At 51.0% G+C, this 23750-nt stretch carries 23 protein-coding genes; 18 read left to right on the forward strand and 5 right to left on the reverse strand.

Annotated elements, in window-relative coordinates:
* Window positions 1-282: 282 nt before the first annotated feature.
* Both I8J30_RS17750 and I8J30_RS17755 read right to left on the reverse strand, forming a co-directional pair.
* Window positions 283-2082 (reverse strand): cache domain-containing sensor histidine kinase, encoded by a 1800-nt coding sequence (locus tag I8J30_RS17750; protein ID WP_210660143.1) that lies wholly within the window; start codon window positions 2080-2082, stop codon window positions 283-285.
* Window positions 2083-2098: 16 nt separating this feature from the next.
* Window positions 2099-3673: a response regulator gene (locus tag I8J30_RS17755; protein ID WP_210660145.1), complete on the reverse strand. Its 1575-nt coding sequence runs from the start codon at window positions 3671-3673 to the stop codon at window positions 2099-2101.
* Between the two features lie 200 nt (window positions 3674-3873).
* On the opposite strand from I8J30_RS17755, the gene I8J30_RS17760 reads away from it, so the two are divergent.
* The 3 genes from I8J30_RS17760 to I8J30_RS17770 all read left to right on the forward strand — a co-directional run bounded on the left by I8J30_RS17760 (window position 3874) and on the right by I8J30_RS17770 (window position 7562).
* Window positions 3874-4845 (forward strand): ABC transporter permease, encoded by a 972-nt coding sequence (locus I8J30_RS17760; RefSeq protein WP_420831234.1) that lies wholly within the window; start codon window positions 3874-3876, stop codon window positions 4843-4845.
* Between the two features lie 24 nt (window positions 4846-4869).
* Window positions 4870-5760, forward strand: coding sequence for a carbohydrate ABC transporter permease (locus tag I8J30_RS17765; RefSeq protein WP_210660147.1), 891 nt, complete (start codon window positions 4870-4872; stop codon window positions 5758-5760).
* A 146-nt stretch (window positions 5761-5906) separates the two neighbouring features.
* Window positions 5907-7562: an extracellular solute-binding protein gene (locus tag I8J30_RS17770; protein WP_240548164.1), complete on the forward strand. Its 1656-nt coding sequence runs from the start codon at window positions 5907-5909 to the stop codon at window positions 7560-7562.
* A gap of 101 nt (window positions 7563-7663) precedes the next feature.
* Here the strand turns inward: I8J30_RS17770 and I8J30_RS17775 are convergent, their stop codons facing one another.
* Window positions 7664-8257, reverse strand: coding sequence for a CGNR zinc finger domain-containing protein (locus I8J30_RS17775; RefSeq protein WP_210660149.1), 594 nt, complete (start codon window positions 8255-8257; stop codon window positions 7664-7666).
* A 224-nt stretch (window positions 8258-8481) separates the two neighbouring features.
* Here I8J30_RS17775 and I8J30_RS17780 point away from each other — a divergent pair, with 224 nt between their 5' ends.
* Window positions 8482-9030, forward strand: coding sequence for a pyridoxamine 5'-phosphate oxidase family protein (locus tag I8J30_RS17780; protein ID WP_210660151.1), 549 nt, complete (start codon window positions 8482-8484; stop codon window positions 9028-9030).
* A 37-nt stretch (window positions 9031-9067) separates the two neighbouring features.
* On the opposite strand, the gene I8J30_RS17785 is transcribed toward I8J30_RS17780, so the two are convergent.
* Both I8J30_RS17785 and I8J30_RS17790 read right to left on the reverse strand, forming a co-directional pair.
* Window positions 9068-10162 (reverse strand): sensor histidine kinase, encoded by a 1095-nt coding sequence (locus I8J30_RS17785; protein ID WP_240548165.1) that lies wholly within the window; start codon window positions 10160-10162, stop codon window positions 9068-9070.
* Window positions 10152-10856, reverse strand: a complete 705-nt coding sequence (locus I8J30_RS17790) for a response regulator transcription factor (RefSeq protein ID WP_210660160.1) — start codon at window positions 10854-10856, stop codon at window positions 10152-10154. Before I8J30_RS17790 ends, I8J30_RS17785 begins: the two co-directional genes overlap by 11 nt.
* 201 nt (window positions 10857-11057) lie before the next feature.
* Between I8J30_RS17790 and I8J30_RS17795 the strand changes: the two genes are divergently transcribed.
* The 14 genes from I8J30_RS17795 (at window position 11058) to I8J30_RS17860 (ending at window position 23718) form a co-directional block, all read left to right on the forward strand.
* Window positions 11058-11909, forward strand: coding sequence for a D-alanyl-D-alanine carboxypeptidase family protein (locus I8J30_RS17795; RefSeq protein WP_210660162.1), 852 nt, complete (start codon window positions 11058-11060; stop codon window positions 11907-11909).
* Window positions 11902-12954: an acyltransferase gene (locus tag I8J30_RS17800; protein ID WP_210660165.1), complete on the forward strand. Its 1053-nt coding sequence runs from the start codon at window positions 11902-11904 to the stop codon at window positions 12952-12954. Before I8J30_RS17795 ends, I8J30_RS17800 begins: the two co-directional genes overlap by 8 nt.
* 121 nt (window positions 12955-13075) lie before the next feature.
* A complete protein-coding gene (locus tag I8J30_RS17805) occupies window positions 13076-14152 on the forward strand; it encodes a D-alanine--D-alanine ligase family protein (RefSeq protein ID WP_210660167.1) in 1077 nt (358 codons plus the stop codon).
* A 14-nt stretch (window positions 14153-14166) separates the two neighbouring features.
* Window positions 14167-15369 (forward strand): alanine racemase, encoded by a 1203-nt coding sequence (gene alr, locus I8J30_RS17810; protein ID WP_210660169.1) that lies wholly within the window; start codon window positions 14167-14169, stop codon window positions 15367-15369.
* Between the two features lie 319 nt (window positions 15370-15688).
* The gene (locus tag I8J30_RS17815) at window positions 15689-16864 is read left to right on the forward strand and encodes an epoxide hydrolase family protein (protein WP_210660171.1); all 1176 of its coding nucleotides are present in this window, start codon (window positions 15689-15691) and stop codon (window positions 16862-16864) included.
* A gap of 146 nt (window positions 16865-17010) precedes the next feature.
* The gene (locus tag I8J30_RS17820; RefSeq protein WP_210660174.1) at window positions 17011-18231 is read left to right on the forward strand and encodes a sensor histidine kinase; all 1221 of its coding nucleotides are present in this window, start codon (window positions 17011-17013) and stop codon (window positions 18229-18231) included.
* Entirely contained in the window at window positions 18228-18890 is a 663-nt protein-coding gene (locus tag I8J30_RS17825; protein ID WP_210660176.1) for a response regulator, read from the forward strand. The genes I8J30_RS17820 and I8J30_RS17825 overlap by 4 nt, the downstream gene beginning before the upstream one ends.
* A 158-nt stretch (window positions 18891-19048) precedes the next feature.
* On the forward strand, window positions 19049-19432 hold the full coding sequence (locus I8J30_RS17830; RefSeq protein WP_210660179.1) for a hypothetical protein: 384 nt from the start codon (window positions 19049-19051) through the stop codon (window positions 19430-19432).
* A gap of 321 nt (window positions 19433-19753) precedes the next feature.
* Entirely contained in the window at window positions 19754-20839 is a 1086-nt protein-coding gene (gene msrA / locus I8J30_RS17835; protein WP_210660724.1) for a peptide-methionine (S)-S-oxide reductase MsrA, read from the forward strand.
* A complete protein-coding gene (locus tag I8J30_RS17840) occupies window positions 20829-21299 on the forward strand; it encodes a DinB family protein (RefSeq protein WP_210660181.1) in 471 nt (156 codons plus the stop codon). The genes msrA and I8J30_RS17840 overlap by 11 nt, the downstream gene beginning before the upstream one ends.
* A 19-nt stretch (window positions 21300-21318) precedes the next feature.
* Window positions 21319-21783: a peptide-methionine (R)-S-oxide reductase MsrB gene (gene msrB, locus I8J30_RS17845; RefSeq protein WP_240548167.1), complete on the forward strand. Its 465-nt coding sequence runs from the start codon at window positions 21319-21321 to the stop codon at window positions 21781-21783.
* 544 nt (window positions 21784-22327) lie between these two features.
* Complete coding sequence (locus I8J30_RS17850) at window positions 22328-22774, forward strand: MarR family winged helix-turn-helix transcriptional regulator (protein WP_210660190.1); 447 nt, start codon at window positions 22328-22330, stop codon at window positions 22772-22774.
* Between the two features lie 80 nt (window positions 22775-22854).
* Window positions 22855-23256 (forward strand): DoxX family protein, encoded by a 402-nt coding sequence (locus tag I8J30_RS17855; protein WP_210660191.1) that lies wholly within the window; start codon window positions 22855-22857, stop codon window positions 23254-23256.
* A gap of 63 nt (window positions 23257-23319) precedes the next feature.
* Window positions 23320-23718 carry a DoxX family protein gene (locus tag I8J30_RS17860; RefSeq protein ID WP_210660193.1) on the forward strand — a complete coding sequence of 133 codons (399 nt, stop codon included), beginning with the start codon at window positions 23320-23322 and terminating at the stop codon, window positions 23716-23718.
* Window positions 23719-23750: the final 32 nt, after the last annotated feature.

Consider the following 23750-nt stretch of genomic DNA (forward strand, 5'->3'; position numbering starts at 1 on the left):
TTGCGGCGTTTTCGCCGCTGAGAGTCGCATTTTGCGACTCTCGGCCATCGGCGTGAGCGGGGTCTTGGGTTTCTTGAAGCTGAGAGTCGGGTTTCGCGACTCTCAGCCTCTTTTTGCGGCGTTTTCGCCGCTGAGAGTCGCATTTTGCGACTCTCGGCCATCGGCGTGAGCGGGGTCTTGGGTTTCTTGAAGCTGAGAGTCGGGTTTCGCGACTCTCAGCCTCTTTTTGCGGCGTTTTCGACGTTGAGAGTCGCATTTTGCGACTCTCGGCCTCCATTTTTCTTATAGAGCTCCCCTGCAAGGGATTAGAATTTGAACCGCGGTGCCAATGCCCAGCCGGCTATAGATATGAACGCCGTAGCTGTCTCCGAACGTCAGCTTGATGCGGCGATCGACGTTGCGGATGCCGTAGCCGGAAGCCCCGTCGCCATCCTCTTCGCCGAGTATCCGTTCGAGCTTCTCCGGCCGCATGCCCATGCCGTCGTCGATGACATGGAGCACAAGGGTGTCTTCCTGTATGCACGCCTTAATAATCACGTTAATGCCGGCTTCATCGTCCCAGATCCCGTGATTGATCGCATTCTCGATAAAAGGCTGCAGCATCAGCTTGATAACCGGATAAGGCAGCGCGGCTTCTTCAATGTCATAGTGGATATGAAGAAGGCCTTCGAAGCGCAGCTGCTGGATGGCGATGTAGGACTTCGTCAGTCGCAGCTCTTCGGCGAAGCCGACAATGGTTTTCCCTTTGTTGAGTGAAATGCGGTAAAACTTCGCGAGATGGGTTACCATGTCCTGGATGCGGTTGTCGCCGCTGCGCATCGCCAATGACGAGATGGAGGCCAGCGTGTTATAGAGGAAATGCGGATTGATTTGCGCCTGCAGCATGCTCATCTCCGCTTCCTTCTTCGCAATCTCCTTCTTGTACACCTCGTTAATGAGTTCCTTCATGCGTCTGGCCATCTTCATCATGGCGAAGGATAACAGCCCGACCTCATCATGCCAGGTCGACACGGCCTGCACATCGAAGTCCTCCGACTCGATCCGGCGCGTGAGCTGCAGTAGCTTCTCGATGCGAATCGTGAACCATCTTGCCGTTATATAGATGAGGATGATGGATAGAATTAAGCTGGCGATGGCGATCGTAAACAGGCGAGAGAACGCGATCTTTACGTTCATCAGCAGGCTGTTATAAGACACGATGGAAACGGTTTTCCATCCATTGTCGATGGAGTTGAATACGACAAAAACACGCTCGCCTTTGTACATGCCGATAAAGCTGCCGGCTTTGCTGTTTCCCCAATCCCCCCGCACGAACTCCTTCAGATTATGGTTAATCTTGCTCTTGTCCTTGCCGGAAATAATCGCCCCATCCTCGGAAACGATGAACAGCTCTTTGTTGTTGTTTTCTTTGGCCATCAGAGCGTAAATGTCGACTTCCGGAATATCCATGGTCAGGATGCCGTAGGGGTAGTTCAGGCTGTTATTGTCCAGCAGGCGGGCGAGTACGATGCGGGACGGTTTGCGCTCCTCAAGGCCCTGCGTCACTTGTTCGCTCGTTGGATTAGTCGCCGGCATGACGGTGAACGTCACGCTGCCGTAGGACTTACTCGCCAAGCTATACCAAGGGTAACGCATCAAGTCATTCTCTGCGCGTTTAATAAACACCTGATCGGTCGGCAGCGTCAGATTTGTCGTATAGACGGTCACGCTGCTCAGATCCGTGTTGGTGACCAGCAAATTACGGAACGAGCTGTTGATATATTCATAAGCATCGACGTATTGGTTATTGTCTGAATAGTCCATGGTCAGGAAGTCGCGAAGCCGGCTGTCCAGGTACAGGGAGGAGGACACTTTGGAATAGGAGTCGAGCTTCATCTTCAGATTGGAGCCAATCTGATCGGTCGTGGAGAGCATGTTGGAATACATCTGCCGAGTCAGCTCGCTCTTCATCGTTTCATAGGAATAGACGGCGAAGAAGATGAGCGGGACTACGGAAACAAGACCGAAGACAACGAACAGCTTGTTGCGTAAATGCATGTTGAGAAAAGGTCTTATGAGAAGGCGATAAATGAGGCCGGGCACGAAGCTTCCCTCCGAATCAGTAAATTTGTTTGCGATAGTGGTTGGGAGTCATGCCTGTCGTCTTATGGAAAATGGAACAAAAATAAGAGACGTTCTCATAGCCGACCAAGCCTGCGATTTCATGAATTTTGAGCGATTTGTCGGCGAGCAGCGCGGTTGCCCGTTCCATTCGTGTCTCCGTAATGACCTCCAGAATGGTGCGTCCGGTCTTCTCTTTATAGATGGTGCGGATGTAATTCGGCGATAAGTAGACTTCCTTCGCGATATCCTCCACGGTTAGCGGCTTGTGATAGGAACGGTCAATAATCTCTTGAATGTGCCGGGCAATATGCTGATGGCGGTCTTTATCCTTCTCGGAGATGGCCATGATCAAGCTGTGGCAGACATGCAGGACATGCTCCCCGATATCGTCAAGGGTCTGGCAACGGCTCATAATCTCCCATTCGCTGCTGAACGGGCCGATTTGCAGCTCATTAATCGCACCGCTGAAATGCTGCTCCACGGCCGTAATGAGACGAACGGCTGCGGAGCGGGCGAGGTGAGGGTGCACGTGTTTCTCTCGCAGCTTATGAATGAACAGATTGACCTCTTGCTCCGTTTCCTCCGAGCGCTGATGCACGATGGTGCGGCAAAGCGCGGCACGGTGCTCTTCAACCTCCACCTCTTCCGTAGACGGCTGATGAACGTCTTCGGCGGATAACAATGCCCCGTTACCGAAATAAAAGGCCTGCTCCGCAGCGCTGCGTGCCTCCTTGAAGAGGGTATAGGCATCCTCCAATTTGTCGCTTGTCCGGGACAAGCCAATGGTAAGCGAAACGGGAAAATCCGCTTCGATCAGCTTCTGCAACTGCTGCCAGATCTCCCGTTCGCCGTCAAAAAGGGAGTCCGGGAATACGCCGGCGAATGTGCGGTATTCCCAATCGATCAGCTCCCCAATATAGCCGAGTGCGAGGAGACGCTTGTGCACCGCTTCGCCAATGCTTCGCTCAAGGGGGTCCGGCATTCTCGTATCCGGGGCAGATCCGTCATTGCGTCTTGGACGGTCGATCACCAAGCAGGCGGTTTTGTAAGGACCGCGAAAGGGCGGCGAGGTAATGGAGTCCAGCTGCAGCAGCTTCTGCACCAGTTCGACGCGCCGATCCGGTGTTTCCTCCATGAGAAGATTCCGCAGCAGTTTTTCTTTGGCCATCTCCTCCGAGCGCTCGGTTAGTTTGGCTTCCTCGCACTTCTGTTTGACCTTCTCCATGAGATGCCGCAGCTCTTCCATGTCGATGGGCTTGAGCAGATAGCCCGATGCTTCGACGGCGAGTGCGGCTTTAATGTATTGAAACTCATCGTGACCGCTCAGGAATACGATTTTGACCCGTTTTCGAATCTGCTTCGCCCGTTTCACGAACTCCAATCCATCCATGATCGGCATGCGAACATCGGTCAGGATAATATCGGGGTCCAGCTGCTGGGTTAACTCCAGCGCTTCTCGGCCGTTTCGGGCAGTCCCTACAACCTGAATCCCCATCGATTCCCAAGGCACATAGCTAGTAAGCGTTTCCAATTCTATCTTTTCATCGTCTACGAGCAGTATCGAATGCATAGGCGAGCCACGTCCTTCCTATGTGAGAGCGGGATGATCGTTACTTGTTTTATTGTAGTCGCCCTACGGTATTTCAACAATGGCATGGCATGAAATCAGGTGTTTTGGGGTATGAATTCGCGGATGTTTGCATGGAATGCCTGCGGAAAGCTCCCCTATAATGAGGGTATTCAAGACGATAAGGCAGGGGGAGAGCGTAATTGAAAGCGCATATCGAACAACCGTTGCAGCGTGCGCCGCTGCTCGGAAAGAATAACGGTAAGTGGAAGCGTTTGCGCCAGCAGAAGTATTTATGGCTCATGATCATGCCCGCATTCCTTTGTACGCTGCTGTTTTCATATACCCCGATGTTTGGACTCTATATGGCGTTCATCAATTATCAGCCCGGCGGCTCGTTTTTCGGCTCGTTTTTTCACAGCGAGTTTGTCGGTCTGCGGTGGTTTCAATACTTCTTCGACAACGGCGACTTCTGGCTGATCATGCGCAACACATTGGCCCAAAGCTCATTGAGTCTGCTGTTCGGATTCCCGGCACCGATCATTCTGGCCATCGCGATCAATGAAATCAGCAGCGGGGCGTTCAAACGGATTGTGCAGACGATTTCGTATTTGCCGCATTTCATCTCCTGGGTTATTGCAGCGAACATCATCGTCACGCTGTTGTCGTCGCAGGGGCTTGTGAATAAAGTGCTGATGCTGCTGCACATCACCGACAAGCCGGTCGGATTCTTCCAGAACGGGCATTATTTCTGGTGGATTATCGCTTCCTCCAACATGTGGAAGGACATGGGCTTCAACGCGATCATGTACCTTGCGGCCATCGCTTCCATTAATCCGGAGCTGTTCGAGGCGGCCAAGGTAGACGGCGCTTCCCGTATGAAGCAGATGCTGTATGTGACGCTGCCCGCGCTTCGTCCGACGATTGTCATCCTGCTCATTCTGGCAGTCGGGGGTATTCTGAATGCCGGGTTCGACCAGCAGTACTTGCTGCAAAACAACCTGGTCTTGAAGTATTCCGATGTTATCGACACCTATACGTACAGGTACGGCTTGCAAAATGGGATGTTCTCCTATGGCGCGGCTGTAGGATTGTTCAAGTCGGTGGTCGCTTTTATCTTGGTGCTGCTGGTGAATAGGCTGGCGAAGAAAGTTAATGATCAATCGCTTTTCTAACAGGGTCTGGGGAGGAAAGAGAGCATGAAAAGCAGGGCAATGGGAGACATGCTTTACTCCGGCGCGGTGTATGCCTTTCTACTGGCAGTCGTATTCGCAACGTTCTATCCGTTCTGGAACGTGCTGGTGCTATCGGTCAACAGCGCTTCGGATACCATTAAAGGCGGTATCTACTTCTGGCCGAGAGAGCTTTCATTTACGAGCTACAAAGAGATTCTGACCGATGGTCAAATCATTCACGCCGTGTGGGTAACCGTAGCACGGACGGTGATCGGGACGCCGCTTACGATTCTGGTCATCAGCTTGCTGTCCTATCCGCTGAGCAATCGCGATTTGGTGCTGAGAAAGCCGATTACGCTCTATTTCATCTTCACGATGTATTTCGGCGGCGGATTGATCCCCTACTATATGGTGCTGAAAAACGTACATTTGATCGACTCGTTCTGGGTGTTTATTTTCCCGGGGCTGATGAACGTGTTCTACATGATTCTTGTGCGGACGTATATCGAGCAGCTTCCGCAGGAGCTGACGGAGTCGGCTAAGATCGACGGGGCTAACGATTTGCAAGTGTTCATCCGCATCATTCTGCCATTGACGACACCGGTGCTGGCGACGATCGCTCTGTTCACGGCCATCGGTCATTGGAACGCTTGGTTCGATTCGTATGTGTTCACCTATAAGCCCAGCTTGAAAACCCTTCAGGCGGTGCTAGTTAAGATACTTAATCAGTACCAAACAGGCAGTATGGTGTCCGAAGCCCAGCAGCTGGCCGATTCCTCGAAGAGGCTTGCGGTATCGTCGGATACGATCCGTATGGCAGCGACGATGGTCGCAACACTTCCGATTGTGCTGGTTTATCCGTTCCTGCAGCGGTATTTCGTGAAAGGCATGACACTGGGCGCAGTCAAGAGCTGATTTTATTTGCGGGTGCTGAAAGGAGCGTGAGCGGGGGCAGGGGCGGCTAATTTGGCGCACGGGCAGCAAACGATCGAATTACCACGGAATGTCTTTGGAAAAAGCCAGCAATCATCTATCATTGTATACGGGGGGCGCTACAAGCTATGAAGAAGAAACGTATATTCACAGTCATGCTCACAATCACGATCTTTGCAACGTTGCTTATCGGCTGCAGCAGCAAGAATAACAACACCGCAACGAATAATCAAAACGATACCGCGACTACGGCCAATTCTACGGATTCCGCCAATGCGGACAATGCGGCGGAAACGAATAGTAAACCGGCAGAGCCGATCACGCTTACCTTTTTCGATAAAAATACGGGCGATGCCTTCACGAACCCGGTAGCGCTGGAAGTTACCAAACGTACGGGCGTCTCCGTTGAAATTCAGCAGCCAAGCGGCAATCCGTCGGAGAAGCTGAATCTGATGCTTGCCAGCGGCGACTTGCCGGATATCATTCTGATGGACCGCGGCAGCGATATCGTGAACAAATATATTGCAGCCGGCGCTATCATTCCACTGGATGATCTGATCGAGAACTTCGGCCCTGACGTGAAGTCGCAATACGGCGAAGTCTTGCAAAAGACGCGTTATACGGACGGCAAAAACTACTATTTGTCCAACTGGTATGGCATGGATAACAGTCCCGTATTCGGCATTCAGATGCGCAAGGATTTGCTGAAGGAGCTCGCGCCGGACAAAGCGGAAGGCGGCCAGGCGTTCACGACGGATGAATTCGAGCAATTGCTGAAGGACTTCAAAGCGAAATATCCGAACATTGACGGGAAAGCTTCGATTCCGCTCACGTTAAACGCGGAGAATATGGGCGCAGTCCTTGGCACATTCAAAGGGATGTGGGGGATGAAAGCCTACTACGAAGACGGAGGCAGCCTGAAGTTCGACGTTAAGGACCCGAAATACCGTGAAATGATTCTATACATGAACAAATTGTACCGCGAAGAGCTGATCGATCCGGAATGGGCGGTCAATAAAACGCAAACATGGGAACAGAAGCTATCCAATGGCTTTGTTTTCTCAACGGCTTCGGCCTATTGGGATCCGGGTAACGCGAACAACGCTTTGCTGAAATCCGGCGGCGTGGATAAACAGCTGTTCTCCTATAAAGTGGTTGCACCGGGAGTTGATCCAAGCGCGACGACGTTCGGTCCGCGCAGCCCGCTCGGCTGGGATGCGATTGCCATCTCCAAGAACAACAAGCATCCGGAAGAAACGATGAAATTCATTAATTTCCTGGCCAGCGAAGAAGGGCAATATCTCCTCATGTGGGGGATCGAAGGCCAAACTTGGGATATGAAAGACGGCAAACATACGCCGAAGCCGGAAGTTCTTCAAGGCTTGAAGGAAGACTGGGCCGCTGAACAGAAGAAGACCGGTCTTCAGAAATGGACGTGGTTCGTCAAGAACGGACTGGGCAGCGACGGTACCCCTTATCACATCGGCGACAACAATCGGGGCGAAATCGACCTGATGGCGTTCAAGAATCTATCCGACACGGTATGGGATACGTCACCGTACGATAATCTCGGACCAGGGGGCGGAACGCCGGAATCGCTCAGCTACCAGAAGGTTCAAGATATTATGAAGCAATCGATTACGAAGATCATTATCGCGAAGAGCGAGCAAGAGGCAAATGCCGGTTTCGACAGCATGCTTGCAGAGATGAAAGCAGCAGGCGACGAGAACGTGGAAGCGATTATTACGGATAATTACAACAAACGCCAAGAGCTGTGGAAGTAAATCGATTTGCCGGGAGAGGGCTTGGTGAGCCCTTTTCGGAAGCTGAGAGTTCGAAACTGGAACTCTCAGCGACCCAATGTCACTGTCAGCCCCCAAATAACCTATACGGTTATCTCCGGGGAATCGGGATTCGAAGGGCCGCCGGATTCGGCGGCTTTTTGGCGTGCGCGGAACCGACGGACTTTCATCAGGTTGCCGCAAGCTCGCTCATCGCAGAACCGTTTGGAGCGGTTTCGCGTTTCGTCGTAGTAAACCGCCCGGCAATCCGGATTATCGCAGATACGCAAACGGGAGGGTTCGCAATCGGTGAGCAAGCGGCCGAAAGAAGCGGCGACCTCCGCTCCGATGCGGGACCAGCCTGTTTGTAACGGAGTGGTATCCAGGCGGAAATCGGAGTTCGATTCCGCGATGTGGAGAATCATGGGTCCGCTCGATAATGCACGGTTCAACCCTTCAAGATTTATGGGATCCACCGCTTCGCTCACGGTCAGCTTCTGAACGATATGGAGGATATGCTCCCGCAGCTGTTTCAACTCGTTAACTTCTTTCGCGGTCGGAGCCCCCGGATAAGGAAGGCTGTGAACGGTCAGCCACTGTTCCAACCAGTCCGGCTTATCCAACAGTTCCTCGGTATGACCGCTGCCTCTCCAGTCGCGATAGTCGCTTCTCAGAAAATCCTCCCATAATAAAAACATCGCGCACGCCCCTCTTGCTTCCTGTGGAATTTTCTTTATTGTAACACCCAAGGCATTCCTTAGCTAGTTACTTGACGGGCATAGCCGTTCATGTTAAAGTGTGTTCCGTAACTGCTATTTTATAACTAGATAGTTACAATTAATGTAACCTTCTATTCGATCCGCTACTCATAGTTATCCTATGCCATGTACAAAGTAAAAGAAAAAGAAAAGGTGAATATACGATGTACCCCATGCGTAATCAGAACCGCAGCTGCACGGATACGAATCAAATCCAATCCTTTCTCGAGCAAGCTCGGACTGGCTTTCTCGGATTATCCGCAGGCGATGTCCCCTATGTTATCCCGCTTAATTATGTTTGGGTGAATAACGCCATCTATTTTCATGGGGCAGAAGAAGGTAGGAAAATCACTTATATCGCCCAGAACCCGCAGGCTTGTTTCACTGTCTGTGAGAATTACGGGACCATCACGAGCCCGGTACCGGCCGATACGGATACCGCCTATATGAGTGTCATCATCGAGGGAGCGTTGCTTCCTGTTACGGATATCAACGAGGCAATGGAAGCGATGCAGGTCATGCTGGATAAATATGTGCCCGGTTATTATGATCGACCTCTGGGGCGGGTTCATTTGGAACGGTATATTTCCAGTTTAGGCAGTAAAACCGCCATTTATAAATTACCTGCCGATTCGTTGTCGGCCAAGGAGCAAGCAGCACCTTTGGAGCGGATGTTCTATGATGGGAAAACCGTTCATCATGACCGGGCATAAAGAAGCGGGGCAGATATGCGTATCTGCCCCGCTTTTGTCATTTCGCCAGCGGGAGCTTCACTTCGAAGGAAGTTCGCCCATCGTCGCTTGCCGCGGAGATCGTACCGTGATGCAGCTCGACGATGTTTTTGGCGATGGCAAGGCCAAGCCCTGAGCCGCCCGTATTCCGCGAACGGGAGTGCTCGCCGCGATAGAACCGCTCGAACAGCAAGGGAATGATGGATGATGGCAATGGCTCCCCATAGTTAGCGATTTCGACGACGGCATGGCTGTTATCGATTCGTGTCGTGATATCGATGCGCCGGCCGCTTTTTCCATATTGGATTGCGTTGACGATTAGGTTCTCGAATACCCGGACCAGCTTGTCCCCGTCCGCATTGATGATAAGGGGATGATCGGGAAGAACCAGACGACACTCCATCTCCGCCTGTTCGAATTGCAAACGAAATTGGCCAGCCAATTGTCCGATCAATTCAACGAGATTGATCGGAGAGGGCCGAAGCTTCATGCCGCCGCTTGTCCGCGTATATTCGAACAGATCATCGATCATCGATTTCAAGTGCATCGATTTCAGGTGCGCGATTTGAACGTATTGCCGCAGCTCGACTTCATCCTGATATCGGTCATCATTGATCAGGCCCAAATACCCGACGATGGACGTCAGCGGCGTGCGCAAATCGTGGGAAACATTCGTGACCAGCTCGACCTTCGTCCGCTCGGCGCGCCGTTCTTCCTCGATGGACAGCTTCAGCTGCGCCGTCATGCGATTGATATTGTCGGCCAAAGCTCCGAGCTCGTCTTCTCCGCGAATCGGAAGTCGGAAATCGAAATTGCCGCCGGCGATCCGTTCGATGCCTTGCGAAATTTCCATCAGGTAGCGAATGGTCGATCGGCTGAAGACGAAGAAATAGACAATCGTAAACAATAGGCCTGCTAAAGTAAAGGAGACGGCAACACCGAGCTTGTCGTTCACGAGGTCCACGATATTGGCGAGGAACGGGAAATCGGTGCGATACACGGCTAACGCAAACAAGCCAAGAAAAACGACCGTCATGCTGGACGCCAACGCGCTTAAGGCGAACAAATACAACATTTTGAAACGAAGGCTCACCCATGGACTTTTATGGATCAATTTTATACCCAACTCCCCACACGGTCTGGATAAGCTTAACGCCGCCCAGCTCGCTCTCCAATTTATCGCGAAGCTTGCTTATATGAACCATCACGGTGTTGTTGGACTCCATGAACTTGTCCTTCCATACCGCTTCGAAAATCGCCTCCGCACTGAACACCTGCCTGGGATGGCTGGCCAGCAAATACAAAATATCAAACTCCGTGGACGTCAAATTCACATTTCGTTCCTCAACGGTAACGGCATGCAATTTCTTGTTGATTTTCAGAGATTGGATCTGAATCTCATCCTGGTCTTGAGCCGGCTGCGCCTGCGTATTCAAAAGCATGGACCTGCGCAGCAGCGACTTAACTCTGGCCAGAAGCTCCAGAGCATTGAACGGCTTGACCATGTAATCGTCGGCCCCCGTCGTCAGTCCCATGATCTTGTCCATGTCCTCCGCTTTGGCGCTCAGCATCAGGATCGGAATGCCGTCGTACTCCGCACGCACCGTGCGAACAACCTCCAGGCCATCCATCTCCGGCATCATGACGTCGAGAACGATCAGTTGGACCGACTCCTTGGCCATCACGTCCAGCGCTTCGCGACCGTTGTTTGCAGTTAACACTTGGTAGCCTTCGTTGGTTAAGAAAATTTTGATCAGCTTGGCGATTTCCAGGTCATCGTCCGCGATCAGAATTTGAATCGGGTTCATAGAATCTCTCCGTTTGAATTGAGTTGAAATACCGCATTTGTAGCATTAGCTTATCAGATATCGTCTCCGCAACCTACCGCATGAATCCACAAATAAGAAAAACTTAAGGTTTCTTTTAAGGCGTTTTATGAACCTCTCCGGCTCGGGGCGTTATCGTAAAAGGGCAAGAGCATTTCACGATAACGAGGAGGTTCGTGCGAGATGGAACAACAGGTATACCAAGCCGAACACTATATAGACGGTCATTCGAAAGCTAATGTCGTGCAAGCAGCTTATTCCGAGATTCACCAAGGGCATCTGGTCTTAATTAACCGCGAGCACCCCATCCGGCAGGAAGTTTCTACAGACCGATTGCTGCCGCTTAGTTCGTTTCCGGCGATCCATACGCTGAGCGAGAATATGCTGCTGGATCGGACTTGCTTGCGGCATTTGGCTGATTTGCTTGAGGCTTGTGAAGGGATAAACGATATTATCGCGGTCAGCGGATATCGAACCCGTATGGAGCAGGAGCAGATTTATGAATCCTCGCTGGCCGAGAACGGCGCTGCATATACGGCATGTTATGTTGCGTTGCCCAATAAGAGCGAGCATCAGTCGGGACTGGCCATAGACGTTGGCAAGCGGAACATAGACGTGGATTTCATCGCGCCGGCGTTTCCCGATAGCGATGTCTATTTGACCTTCAAGCAGCTGGCTGCGGGGTATGGGTTCGTCCAACGATACAAGGAAGGAAAAGAAGCCATTACGCATATTTCTTGCGAGCCGTGGCATTTCCGTTATGTCGGTTATCCCCACGCCGCGATCATGGATCGCAACGATTGGTGCCTGGAGGAATACATCGATCAGCTTCGAAGCCACCCGTACGAGGAGGATCATCTTGTATTCGAGGATGAGCGTGCTTACGTCGAGATTTATTATGTACCGGCGGCAAGTGAGGGGTCGACGACGACCATTCCCCTTATACCTTGCGAGCGTTATGCGGTTTCGGGAAATAACTGCGATGGATTTATCGTGACGGCATTCCGGGTTAAAGGAAGCCAAGCTTATGTCTAAACCGAATTTCGGCGGACTCGATTGGATAAAATTTATTGTCGCTCTTATGGTCGTTGCCAATCATACAGGTCCGTTTCTGTCCTACAGCGCCACGGCTGATTTTGTTCTAAGCAATTTGCTTACGCGCATCGCCGTTCCGGTCTTTTTCATGACAGCGGGGTATTTATTTTATCGCAAACTAACCGGGGATCCGGCGAAGGACCGTAAAACGCTGTACGGTTACATGCGGAGAACCGGGAAGCTATATCTGATCGCGATCGTGCTGTACATTCCGCTGAATGTGTATAAGGGTTATTTTTCGGATTCCTTCACCGTTTATTCGCTGTTCAAGGACATTGTGTTTGATGGCACGTTCTATCACCTGTGGTATTTGCCGGCATTAATGCTGGGGTTGTTGATTACTTACGTGATCGATCGGATGAAGTCCATGAACGCTATGCTGGCTGTCGCGGGCGGCTTGTACGTCGTGGGACTGCTGGGGGATAGCTATTATGGCATTCTGCCAAGCGGCAGCGGAATCACTCGAGTGTACGCGGGCATGTTCACCGTGTTCGATTACACGCGCAACGGGTTCTTCTATGCTCCGATCTTCTTGGCGCTCGGCGCTTGGGCGGCCAAGCATCCGTCTCCGGCCAGATCGCCGATGGCCAATGCGACTTTATTTGCCTGTTCGCTCGGCATGATGGTTCTCGAAGGCTCGATACTGCACGCCTTCGATATTCCGAGGCATGACAGCATGTATATTTTTGCGCTGCCCGCGACGTATTTCTTGTTCCATTGGGCGATGCAGTGGAAGGTCCGGTCGAGCAAAACATTCCGAGAGTGGCGAGTATGGGTCTACATTCTGCATCCTATTGCGATCGTGCTCGTTCGCGGCGGTGCTGAGGCAACGCATCTGGAACGGCTGTTTATCGCGAACAGTTTGCTCCATTTTGCCGCCGTGTGCCTGGTGTCGGTCGGGATGTCCGCCGTTACGGTATGGGCTGTGGAGAACCAACGGAAACGGAAGCACAGGCCAAGTCGCTTTGTGCTGGAGCAATCCTAATGGGCTTGACTACAAATAAGAAATATTTAAGGAATCCTTTATGGCGTGTTATAAACCTCCCCGGCCCGCGGCGTTATCTTAGAGATAGAGCAACGGACAAGAAACTTAGGAGGCATTACACATGAAAACAAAGCTGTACCTACTATACGGCGGTAAATCCGTCGAGCATGACGTGTCATTGAAAACGGCAGTTACCGTACTTCTTTCCATAGATGAAAGCCGCTTTGAGGTATATCCGATTTACATTACGCGCGATGGCTTATGGTGCTCGCCCGGACGTCTTTCCAAGGAAGGTTTAACGGTTGAGCAGTTGATCGCGCGGCCCTCGTCTACAGACGCAGCCCGTACAATCGGCGAAATATTGACGGGCGTGCTTGCGCTGCCCGGACCTAAAGTCGTCATGCCGCTTCTGCATGGCCCGAACGGGGAGGACGGCACGGTGCAAGGGTTGATGGAGCTGCTGAACATCCCCTACGTGGGGAACGGCGTGCTGTCGGCTGCCCTTACGCTGGACAAGGCGATGTCGAAACAAGTATTGGCCCAAGCCGACATCCACCAAACGGAATACGTCGTTTGCCGCTACGAGGAGTGGAAAAGGGATGAAAAGGCGATCCTCTCCGGCGTCGAGGAGAGCATTGGTTATCCCTGCTATGTGAAGCCGGCTTCTCTCGGATCGAGTATCGGCATTAGCAGATGCTTAAACCGAAAAGAGCTGCTGGCCGGCATTCTCGAGGCGTTCTCTTATGATAAGAAGCTCGTGTTCGAACGCGAGGTGTCCGGCAGAGAGATTCAAGTGGCGGTCATCGGCAATGAAAGGCCGCTTGCATCGCTGCCCGGGGAATTTATCCATGACCATAGGTTCTTCGATTACGAATCCAAGTACTTCGATAAGCAGCTCCGCATGTCCATTCCCGCTGAGCTGCCGAACGGCTTGACCGAGCGAATCCGCGAGCTGGCGATCCGAGCCTACCAAGCTCACGGCTGCGAGGGACTTGCCCGTGTCGACTTCTTCCTGGACAGAGAAGGCGATTTGTTCTTGAACGAGATTAATGCTTTGCCCGGATTCACGAATTTCAGCATGTATCCGGTGATGTGGGAACGCACCGACGGAACGACATATGCGCAGCTGGTCGAGAAATTGATCGACCACGCAATGGACCGTCATGAGAACAAACAAACGATTCGATATTCGAAATAAGCGAGGTGGAAGGGATGTTAAGAGACACATGGGCTGAAATTAGTTTGAGCCGCATTCGCGAGAATATGCAGACCATTCGCCGCACCTTACATCCTTCCGTCAAGCTGATGGCCGTCGTGAAGGCGAACGGCTACGGACATGGCGACCTTGAGTCAGCTGCGGCGGCGGAATCGGCAGGGGTGGATTATCTGGCCGTCGCCTACCTTGAGGAAGCACTGCATTTGCGCGCCAGCGGCATCAAACTGCCGCTGCTCATATTGACTCCTATTAAACCGGAGTTGGTGCAAATGGCGCTCGAGCATGATTTAACGTTAACCGTAACGAGCGCCAAATGGTTTGCGGAGCTGCGGAAGCTGATTCCGTATGCCGCTTCGGGAAAGCTTCGTATTCATGTGAAAATGGACACGGGCCTTGGGCGGATCGGAATTCGAACGCAACAAGAATGGGATGAGCTTGTTCCATGGCTTCGCGCGGAGGATGTCGAGGTGGACGGCTTCTACACGCATTTCGCGACGGCAGGGCAAGCGGACACCGGCTTTCTGGAGCAGCAAGCCGCGCGCTTCCTGGAAATGAAGGAATGGGGGCGCTCGTCCGGCTTAGCCATCCGTCATTATCATTGCGCGGGCAGCGCCGCGGCATTGCGGTTTCCGCAGCTGGCGATGGATATGGTGCGGATCGGGGCGGCCATGTACGGCTTCTATCCGGAGAAGCTTGTGCGCTCCGTGAAGCTTGAGCCGGCACTAAGCCTGCATAGCCGATTGATTCAGGTGAAGCGGCTGGCCAAAGGCGACTATCTCGGCTACGACAATTCGTACCAAGCCGAGGAAGACGAGTGGATCGGAACTGTGCCGATCGGGTATGCGGATGGCTGGAATCAGCGGATGCAAGGTACGGATGTGCTGGTTGAAGGACGGCGTGCCAAGATCGTCGGCAAGATCTGCATGGACCAGCTGATGATCAAGCTTCCGCGGCCTTGCCCGGAAGGTACGCTGGTGACGTTGATCGGACGGCAAGGAGCGGAGCGCATTACGATCGCAGAGCTTGCGGAACCGCTTGGCTGCGCGCAGCAGGAGATATCCACGTCACTGTCTTCGCGCGTCACGAGAACGTATACCGAATACGAAGAAACGCGGACATTAGTGGACAGCATGACGCTCGGACTATGGAATGAGCACATGATCATCGATCACGCTGAACATCAAATATGTAACCTTTAAAATTTATATAGATAGTTACTTGCATTCACTCCCGGCACATGATATAGTACTTCATGTAACCAATTAAGTTTATTTAGATGGTTACATTGTGGTGTGGAAATCGTGTAAACCGAGTGTGAATGTTTTGCTATACAAATTCGCTCAAACGCTTGATGACAGTTTCATGCAGTTGATATTTCGTTCCCTCAAGAACATTACTCTCCTGAGATTCAAGCCTGCGTAGCTGGGCTGCGCGTAGTTATCACAAGCTAATTTACATCAAGTCACTGCGCTAGTTTGCTCGGCCACCCACAAACTCAAATCAAAAGGAGATTATCAAATGACTAATCCACAAAGCATTCGTCCATTTCACGTGAACATTCCGGAAGCGGAACTAACTGAATTGCGCAATCGCATCAACGCAACAAGATGGCCGGAGAAAGAAACGGTTTCCGATCAATCGCAAGGCACGCAGCTTGAAACGATGCAAGAGCTTGCTCGTTATTGGGCAAACGAATACGACTGGCGCAAAATCGAAGCGAAAATCAACGCCGTGCCTCATTTCCTTACGGAAATCGACGGTCTGGATATTCACTTCATCCACGTTCGCTCGAAGCATGAGAACGCAATGCCGATTCTCATTGCGCATGGATGGCCGGGTTCGATCATCGAACAGATGAAGCTGATCGAACCGCTGACCAATCCCACGGAGCATGGCGGAAGCGCATCGGATGCTTTCCATGTCGTCATTCCATCGATGCCCGGATACGGGTTCTCGGGTAAGCCGACGACGACCGGCTGGGATACGGAACGCATCGCGCGCGCTTATGGTGAACTGATGACGCGTCTTGGCTACGAGAAATATGCTGCACAGGGCGGCGACTGGGGTGCAATTGTCGTGGATGCTATGGGCGTTCAAGAGCCTAAGGGATTGCTCGGCATTCACACCAATATGGCGAAGGTAATTCCGGCTGATGTTGATGCGGCGATCTGGTCCGGCAACCCGCTGCCGGAAGGTCTGTCCGATGAAGAGAAGAAAGCATGCGAGCAAGTTCGCGAGAATAAATTCTATTACGCCTTCATTATGGGAACGCGCCCGCAGACTTTGACCGGTCTGGTGGATTCGCCTATCGGTTTGGCAGCGTTCATGCTGGATCACGACTGGAAGAGCCTTGCCCTCATCACAAGAACGTTTGCCGGCATTCAAGAAGGTTTAACGCGCGACGATGTTCTCGACAACATCACCCTCTTCTGGCTGACGAACTCCGCGATTTCCGCGGCTCGTATTTACTGGGAGAACAAGACGTCCTTCTTCGCCGTTCAAGGCGTCAAACTTCCGGTTGCCGTAAGCGTATTTCCGGATGAGCTCTTCGAAGCGCCGAAGAGCTGGACAGAGAAGGCTTACCCGAATCTGATTCACTACAACAGACTTCCTAAGGGCGGACACTTCGCTGCTTGGGAGCAGCCGGAATACATGACGGAAGAAATCCGCACAGGACTACGGTCGTTGCGATAAACGAAGCTATATATGGAAGTAAAGGAGCTTGCCGCGAGGCAGCTCCTTTTATTTTTACCCTGTATAAATAGGACGTCGCGTTATGGTTAAGACTAATTTTCAAGCTTTCGGATAAGACATGGAGTGTGGATAGGGAGTAACAGAGGATGCTGAAAGTAACAAACCGCTTGTGGATGAAATCTGTTTCATTAAGATGGCTTTTCGGGCTGAAGCTCGTTTACGATCTCGTCCTGACCGGGATGTTTTATTTTGAGAACTCCATCACGGTCTTTTGGAAGCTAAGCTTTATTGTGTTTTCTGTACTGGTTTTTTTATTCGTCAATCTCTTCTATTCCAGTTTGAAAAAGCATTGGCTATTATACCTTTTGGTCATCGATTTCTTGGTATCTGCTTCGTACGGCTATATCTACATCGGGGGCAAAATCCCCAACCATCTGTTTAACGGCATTACGGCTCTAGCCATATTCATGTTCGTGAAGAATACCCGGCTGCTCATCGCATCCGGCGTGCTGCTGCTGTTTCTCTACTTGGCTGCCATGTGCACCATAGATTGGACGTTGTATCAGCATCTGAATGTATCGGGTTATTTTATATCCTCTTCGTTTATCGTGTTTGCGTGTATTGTGAGCTTTATGATTCATTTCTATAAAAGAGCAAGCGCGGATACGATGCAGCTGTATGATCAACTGAAGCAGTCCCATGAGCAGTTGAAGGAATATGCCCTCCAAACAGAGGAATGGGCGGCCGCCAGGGAGAGAGTAAGAATTACTCGGGAAATCCATGATGCGGTCGGTCATAAGCTGACGGCATCGCTGGTTCAAATTCAAGCGGCTCATAAGCTCAGCAAGCTTGATGCCGCACGCAGTGAGCAAGCCTACCTGGAATGCGAGGGGTTAATCCGATCTGCTTTGCAAGAGGTGCGTCTATCCGTAAGGGTGATCAGAGATGAACCTCATAGTTTGACTTCCTTCAATGAAAAGCTAACCAGCCTAGCGGAAGAATTCACTAAATTCGCCAAGGTTCACACGGTCTTGGAGGTTAAGGGGACGCCGGCTGCGCCTCTTCCGGGAGATCTTCAATTAACCGTTTATCGGATCATTCAAGAATCCCTTACCAACGCTCAGAAGCATGGCCACGCGACGAATGCCGTCATTGTGTTGACCTATGCCGAAACCGGATTTTCATTGACGATACGTAATAACGGAGAGCGGCCTGTTGAACTCAAGCCGGGGTTTGGGTTAATGAACCTGCAAGAACGAGTGATGGAATGGAACGGAGAAGTCCGTTTTAGGATGGATCCGGGCAACGACTTTGCTGTAGAAGTAACGATTCCTTATTCCAAAACAGAAACGGAGCAACGAAGTTGAAAATCCTCATTGTCGACGACCAGCGCCTGATGAGAGAGGGGCTTGCGACCATCATTGGTTTGGAGCCGGGGATGGAAGTGATCGGGACGGCCGAGGATGGCAGGGATGCTTTTGCCCAAGCGGTGGAAAAGCAGCCTGACGTTGTGTTGATGGATATTCGTATGCCGGGCATGGATGGCGTGGAAGGATCGGAACTGATTCTCAAGCACTTTCCGGAGACGAAGGTGTTGATTCTGACGACGTTCGATGACGCGGAACTCATTTTGCAGGTTCTGGAGAAAGGCGTTCATGGCTACTTGTTGAAGGACATGCCGTCGGAGGCTATCATCTCTGCGATCCAATCGGTATACAACGGCGGAACGGTGCTTCAACACGATATTACGGCTATGCTGCTCAAGGAATTAAAGAAAGTGTCGGATATGAGCCCTGATCCGGCGCATCCGCTAAGTAAATCGGAGCCGCATGAGCTGAGTCAGTTGACCGAGAGAGAGAAAGATGTGATCGCGTTACTGGGCAAAGGTCTTAATAACAGAGAAATTGCCGGGTTGCTGCATCTTTCGGAAGGTACCGTGAAGAATCATGTATCCAATTTAATCGCGAAGCTGGGGCTGCGCGATCGGACGCAGGCAGCGATCTATGCGGTACGTCATCTTTTATAAGGAAAGGGCGTGACTTTTGGCAGGTAAGCATGAAAGTGTTCATGCGCGGCGTTCCGATGGGAGGGCTCTTGCCAGTTGGAGTTCATGACTTTTCACAGCATTGCTTAAGCCCTTTTCTTGATATAATACCTGGATGTTAGAAGAGAGGAAGGGATGTAATGAAAAAGGGTTGGTTTGAACTAGGCAAGGACAAGTGTGATAAAGGTTATCTCCGCGATGGCTCGGGCAGCTCGAAGACGTGGAAAATCCATATTTATTCGTATGAAGACGAAGACGATTCAACGCCGGATGCCACTTTGATCTTGAATAAGACCGAAGGAAACGGCAATGGATATTTCTTAGTTGAGCTTTCCGTTACCTATATAGGCCGAGCCACCATGTTTGATGAGGTCATTGCGTTGGTCAATAAGCTGGATGCGCTCAGCAGCGATAACGATTCCCTTAGTTTGACGGAACATTTGATGGTTTGTCACGAGTTTTTTGATTGTGGCCGAAGTATGGCGCAATCCAATAATTTGAATGTTAGAATGCAGTCCCAGTAAGCCGGGGCTGCGTTTTTTATTATCCAACATTAACCATATAAATTAAAATGGATAGTTACTTGCTTTTCGAGTGTAACCATGATATATTGTAACCAGCAAAACAAATATAGATAGTTACTTAAGAGGAGGATGTTAAATATGTACAGAAAAATAATCACTTGGACTCTTCTCGTTGCTCTTGTCGGCGGATCTATTTATGAAATAAATTGCTTCTTGAACTATTAAGATCCGGGCGGAGGAGAACGAACATTGACATTCAAAAAGAGCATGTTGATTGTATTGGCGATGGCCCTGGTAATGATTATTGGTTATTCCGTCTATATGTCCCATCACAATAAAGAACTGGCGAAGGAGCAAGAGCTGTTAACGACGTTTATTAAAAACTCGAATACGCCTTACGAAATCGCGGTATTTGCCGGTGGATGCTTCTGGCCCATGGAAGAGGTTTTCGAGAAAGTGGATGGCGTCTTGCGCGTCGAGTCGGGGTACACGGGAGGACATAAGAAGAATCCCACGTATGAGGAAGTGGGCTCCCAAACTACAGGGCATCTCGAGTCGGTAGAGGTGCTCTATAACCCGCATCAGCTGACGTATGAAGACCTTTTGCAGGTTTATTGGCGAAGCATTGACCCTACGGATGCGGAAGGCCAATTCGCCGATCGCGGCAGTGAATATCGAACCGCCGTGTTTTACAGCAGCAAGGAGCAGAAGGAGCTGGCTGAAGCATCGCGAGATGAATTAGCGGCATCCAAGAGGTTCAAGCAGCCGATCGTTACGAAGATAGCAGCTGCTTCTACCTTTTACAAAGCCGAAACCGAACATCAGGATTATTACAAGAAAAATCCGCTCCAGCATGGGCTGACCGAGCTCGCCTCCGGCCGCGACTCTTTCCTGAATAGCGCTTGGGGCAAGGATCGGGAAGTGAAATTGCATGCCAAGATCGGGTTCAATCAAGCGTTCGATAAAGAAGAGAAGCTGAAAACGTTGACTAAGCATCAATTTAACGTCACTCAGAGGGATTTCGAGGATCCGCCATTCGAGAACGAATACTGGGCCAATGAAGAGGAAGGGATTTACGTCGATATCGTTTCGGGCGAGCCTTTATTCAGCTCTCAGGACCAATTTGATGCCGGTACGGGCTGGCCGAGTTTTACGAAGCCGTTAGAGTCGAACAATATTGTTTTGAAACCGGATCCCGGCTTATTCTCGTCGTCGACCCAAGTAAGAAGCCGTCACGCGGATTCCTTTCTGGGGCATGTATTCGATGACGGGCCCAAACCAACGGGACTGCGATACTGCATAAACTCATCGTCGATGATCTTTATTCCGGCTGCCGAGCTTGATAAAAGCGGGTACGGCGAATATGCCGGACAATTTGCAAAGGAGAAGCTGCCCAGTGAGAGCTGAATTCGCACTTCGCCAATTGAACAAACACATCAAAAAAATCATTCGTGTGCTCCAACCATGTCCGCCGGAGAAACGAGCCCTGATCCCGGCAGGCTACAGCAACAATATCCACTGGCATTTGGGCCATGTTCTGGTCATCACGCATTTTGATGTTCTTGTTCTTTCGGGGCAGCCGGACCTCTTCTCCTTGCCTGAGCGCTATCAAGATTTCTTCGCCTATGGCACGAGGCCCGCGGATTGGCAGGGAGAACCGCCTGAGTGGGACGAATTGATCGCCAAGCTCAAAGAATTGAACAAGCATATCCACGAGACGCTGAGGGACAAACTGGACGAGCCTGTAAGAGAGAACGTCCTGCACGCCGAGAATATCGGCGAGCTCCTCTACTTGACCGCGATGCATATGCACTATCACCAAGGTGTTGTGTACGGCATGCTGAATTCGTTGAATGTTGATAAATAACATACGGGGAGATGGCTATATGAAAACGAACGCTAAACAAGGCGCAGCCGTGAATTTTAATAAAGAAGAGAAGTTAAAGCAGCTAACTAAACAACAATATGACGTAACGCAGCGCGGTATAGACGAGAGACCGTTCGCTAACGAATACTGGGACAACGAAGAAGATGGCATTTACGTCGATGTCGTTTCCGGCGAGCCTTTGTTCAGCTCCAAGGACAAATATGATGCGTGTACAGGCTGGCCCAGCTTCTCCAAGCCGCTGGAGTCCGATAATGTCGTGCTGAAACGCAAAGGTTTCTTCTCTGGAACGGAGGTTAGAAGCCGCAATGCGGATTCCTTCCTGGGCGACGTGTTTAACGATGGACCTGCGTCGACGGGGATGCGGTTCTGTATGAACTCTGCCGCCATGGAATTTATACCGAAAGCCGATCTGGAGAAAAGAGGCTATGGCGCATATGCCGCGCTGTTTAGCGAAGAGTCATAATAATGATGCAGCCTCTATTCTATAGAGGCTTGCTTATAAAAAAAGGCGGCCGAAGTTCCTGACAAGGAATGAGGTCGCCTTTATTGTCTTTCACTAACATCCCCGCGGGGAGCGAAGAGCGGGCCTCCAGGTTACCGTGCGAGCGGCAAAGCCGCGAGCACCTGGTAACCCCAAACGCGCGCCGAAAGTAAAGCGTGTCCCGAACGGGACGAAAGCGAGGACATGCACGCACCTGATCACACGCGTCTCTGAACCGGACTACGTTCTCATGTTCCCGCGAGGGACACCAGGTGGATAAAACCCGCCAAAAGGGAAGCGTGTCCCGAATGGGACGAAAGCGATCGTACGCGCCAAACAAAACTCGCGAGCGCTTCTCTGTGGCTCCAACGTTATTCAAATTCCGGGTGTCCAGAGGGACGGGTCCCTCGGGGTCCCTTGCAGGGGGATTTAGGGGGTCTAAAAAAGTTGTTGACTTCACCCCGAAATTAAGATATCTTTAATTCAAGATAATTAACTCCAAGACATTAAAGGGAGGTGAACGCAAATGTCATTCCAACTCGATGACGACCAAGCGGTCTCGCTTAAAGCTTTCGTTGTGCTTTCCAAAGCCTTCAGAACGTTAATGGACAAAGCCGTTAAAGATATGAAGCAATACGAGCTGTCCTCTTCCGAATTTACGATTCTCGAAGTGCTCTACACGAAGGGCCGAATTCCGCTTCAGCAAATCGGCGAGAAGATCCTGGTCACCAGTGGCAGCATCACGTACAATATCGATAAACTGGAGAAGAAAGGGCTGCTTAAGCGGATCCCGTGTGAAGACGATCGCAGAGTCATCTTTGCGGAAATCACGCAAGCCGGGAACGACTTGTTTGATGACATTTTTCCCAAGCATGCCGCTTCCATACACTTGATGTCACAAAGTTTATCGCAAGAAGAGAAGCTGACCCTTATTGAGCTTCTGAAGAAATTAGGAAAAGGCGTAGAAAGTTAGAAGCATCCATAACGCTTTTTTTTATCATATATCTTTAATTCAAGATTATTAAAACCAAAACAAAATGGAGGTCATAAGAAATGTTAGCATTAGGATTATTAATTATTCGCGTAGTAATTGGTTTGTTGTTTATCGGACACGGTGCACAGAAGCTGTTTGGCTGGTTTGGCGGTTACGGTCCGAAGGGAACGGGCGGCTGGATGGAATCGATCGGCATGAAACCCGGCGTTCTGATGGCTGTTCTGGCTGGGCTCATGGAATTCGTCGGCGGGGCGCTCTTCGCAGCCGGATTGTTCACACCGCTGGCAGCCGCGCTTATTGCACTAACCATGCTTGGCGCAATCGTGAAAGTACACGGGAAGAACGGTCTATGGGTAACGGCGAACGGTTATGAATACCCGCTTGTCGCGCTCGCAGTTGTAGTCGGTGTTGCTTTTGCCGGAGCAGGCTCGTATTCGCTGGACGCACTGTTGTTTAACTAATACGTCTGCCCAATATCTTTAATCAAAGATTGTTAAAATAAAACTATATGGAGGTCATAAGAAATGTTAGCATTAGGATTATTGATGATTCGCGTAGTGATTGGTTTGTTGTTTATCGGACATGGTGCACAGAAGCTGCTTGGCTGGTTTGGCGGTTACGGTCCGAAGGGAACGGGCGGCTGGATGGAATCGATCGGCATGAAACCCGGCGTTCTGATGGCTGTTCTGGCTGGGCTCATGGAATTAGTCGGCGGGGCGCTCTTCGCAGCCGGATTGTTTACTCCGCTGGCAGCCGCGCTAATTGCACTAACCATGCTTGGCGCAATCGTTAAAGTCCATGTGAAGAACGGGCTTTGGGTAACGGCTAACGGATATGAATATCCGCTTGTGGTTCTTGCGGTCGTGATCGGCGTAGCCTTCGCCGGAGCCGGCGCGTATTCGCTGGATGCCCTGATTAACTAATCACGGACACCTCATTATTTTCGGGAAAATGG

The sequence above is a fragment of the Paenibacillus lignilyticus genome (assembly GCF_017942085.1).
Classification (GTDB): Bacteria; Bacillota; Bacilli; order Paenibacillales; family Paenibacillaceae; genus Paenibacillus_Z; species Paenibacillus_Z lignilyticus.

What these genes read in the sequence shown, in the direction of transcription:
- I8J30_RS17755 (WP_210660145.1), bottom strand. Translation starts at nt 3,673, where the DNA reads ATGCATTCGATACTGCTCGTAGACGATGAAAAGATAGAATTGGAAACG.
- I8J30_RS17765 (WP_210660147.1), top strand. Translation starts at nt 4,870, where the DNA reads ATGAAAAGCAGGGCAATGGGAGACATGCTTTACTCCGGCGCGGTGTAT.
- I8J30_RS17770 (WP_240548164.1), top strand. Translation starts at nt 5,907, where the DNA reads ATGAAGAAGAAACGTATATTCACAGTCATGCTCACAATCACGATCTTT.
- I8J30_RS17775 (WP_210660149.1), bottom strand. Translation starts at nt 8,257, where the DNA reads ATGTTTTTATTATGGGAGGATTTTCTGAGAAGCGACTATCGCGACTGG.
- I8J30_RS17780 (WP_210660151.1), top strand. Translation starts at nt 8,482, where the DNA reads ATGTACCCCATGCGTAATCAGAACCGCAGCTGCACGGATACGAATCAA.
- I8J30_RS17790 (WP_210660160.1), bottom strand. Translation starts at nt 10,856, where the DNA reads ATGAACCCGATTCAAATTCTGATCGCGGACGATGACCTGGAAATCGCC.
- I8J30_RS17795 (WP_210660162.1), top strand. Translation starts at nt 11,058, where the DNA reads ATGGAACAACAGGTATACCAAGCCGAACACTATATAGACGGTCATTCG.
- I8J30_RS17800 (WP_210660165.1), top strand. Translation starts at nt 11,902, where the DNA reads ATGTCTAAACCGAATTTCGGCGGACTCGATTGGATAAAATTTATTGTC.
- I8J30_RS17805 (WP_210660167.1), top strand. Translation starts at nt 13,076, where the DNA reads ATGAAAACAAAGCTGTACCTACTATACGGCGGTAAATCCGTCGAGCAT.
- alr (WP_210660169.1), top strand. Translation starts at nt 14,167, where the DNA reads ATGTTAAGAGACACATGGGCTGAAATTAGTTTGAGCCGCATTCGCGAG.
- I8J30_RS17815 (WP_210660171.1), top strand. Translation starts at nt 15,689, where the DNA reads ATGACTAATCCACAAAGCATTCGTCCATTTCACGTGAACATTCCGGAA.
- I8J30_RS17820 (WP_210660174.1), top strand. Translation starts at nt 17,011, where the DNA reads ATGCTGAAAGTAACAAACCGCTTGTGGATGAAATCTGTTTCATTAAGA.
- I8J30_RS17830 (WP_210660179.1), top strand. Translation starts at nt 19,049, where the DNA reads ATGAAAAAGGGTTGGTTTGAACTAGGCAAGGACAAGTGTGATAAAGGT.
- msrA (WP_210660724.1), top strand. Translation starts at nt 19,754, where the DNA reads ATGTCCCATCACAATAAAGAACTGGCGAAGGAGCAAGAGCTGTTAACG.
- msrB (WP_240548167.1), top strand. Translation starts at nt 21,319, where the DNA reads ATGAAAACGAACGCTAAACAAGGCGCAGCCGTGAATTTTAATAAAGAA.
- I8J30_RS17850 (WP_210660190.1), top strand. Translation starts at nt 22,328, where the DNA reads ATGTCATTCCAACTCGATGACGACCAAGCGGTCTCGCTTAAAGCTTTC.
- I8J30_RS17855 (WP_210660191.1), top strand. Translation starts at nt 22,855, where the DNA reads ATGTTAGCATTAGGATTATTAATTATTCGCGTAGTAATTGGTTTGTTG.
- I8J30_RS17860 (WP_210660193.1), top strand. Translation starts at nt 23,320, where the DNA reads ATGTTAGCATTAGGATTATTGATGATTCGCGTAGTGATTGGTTTGTTG.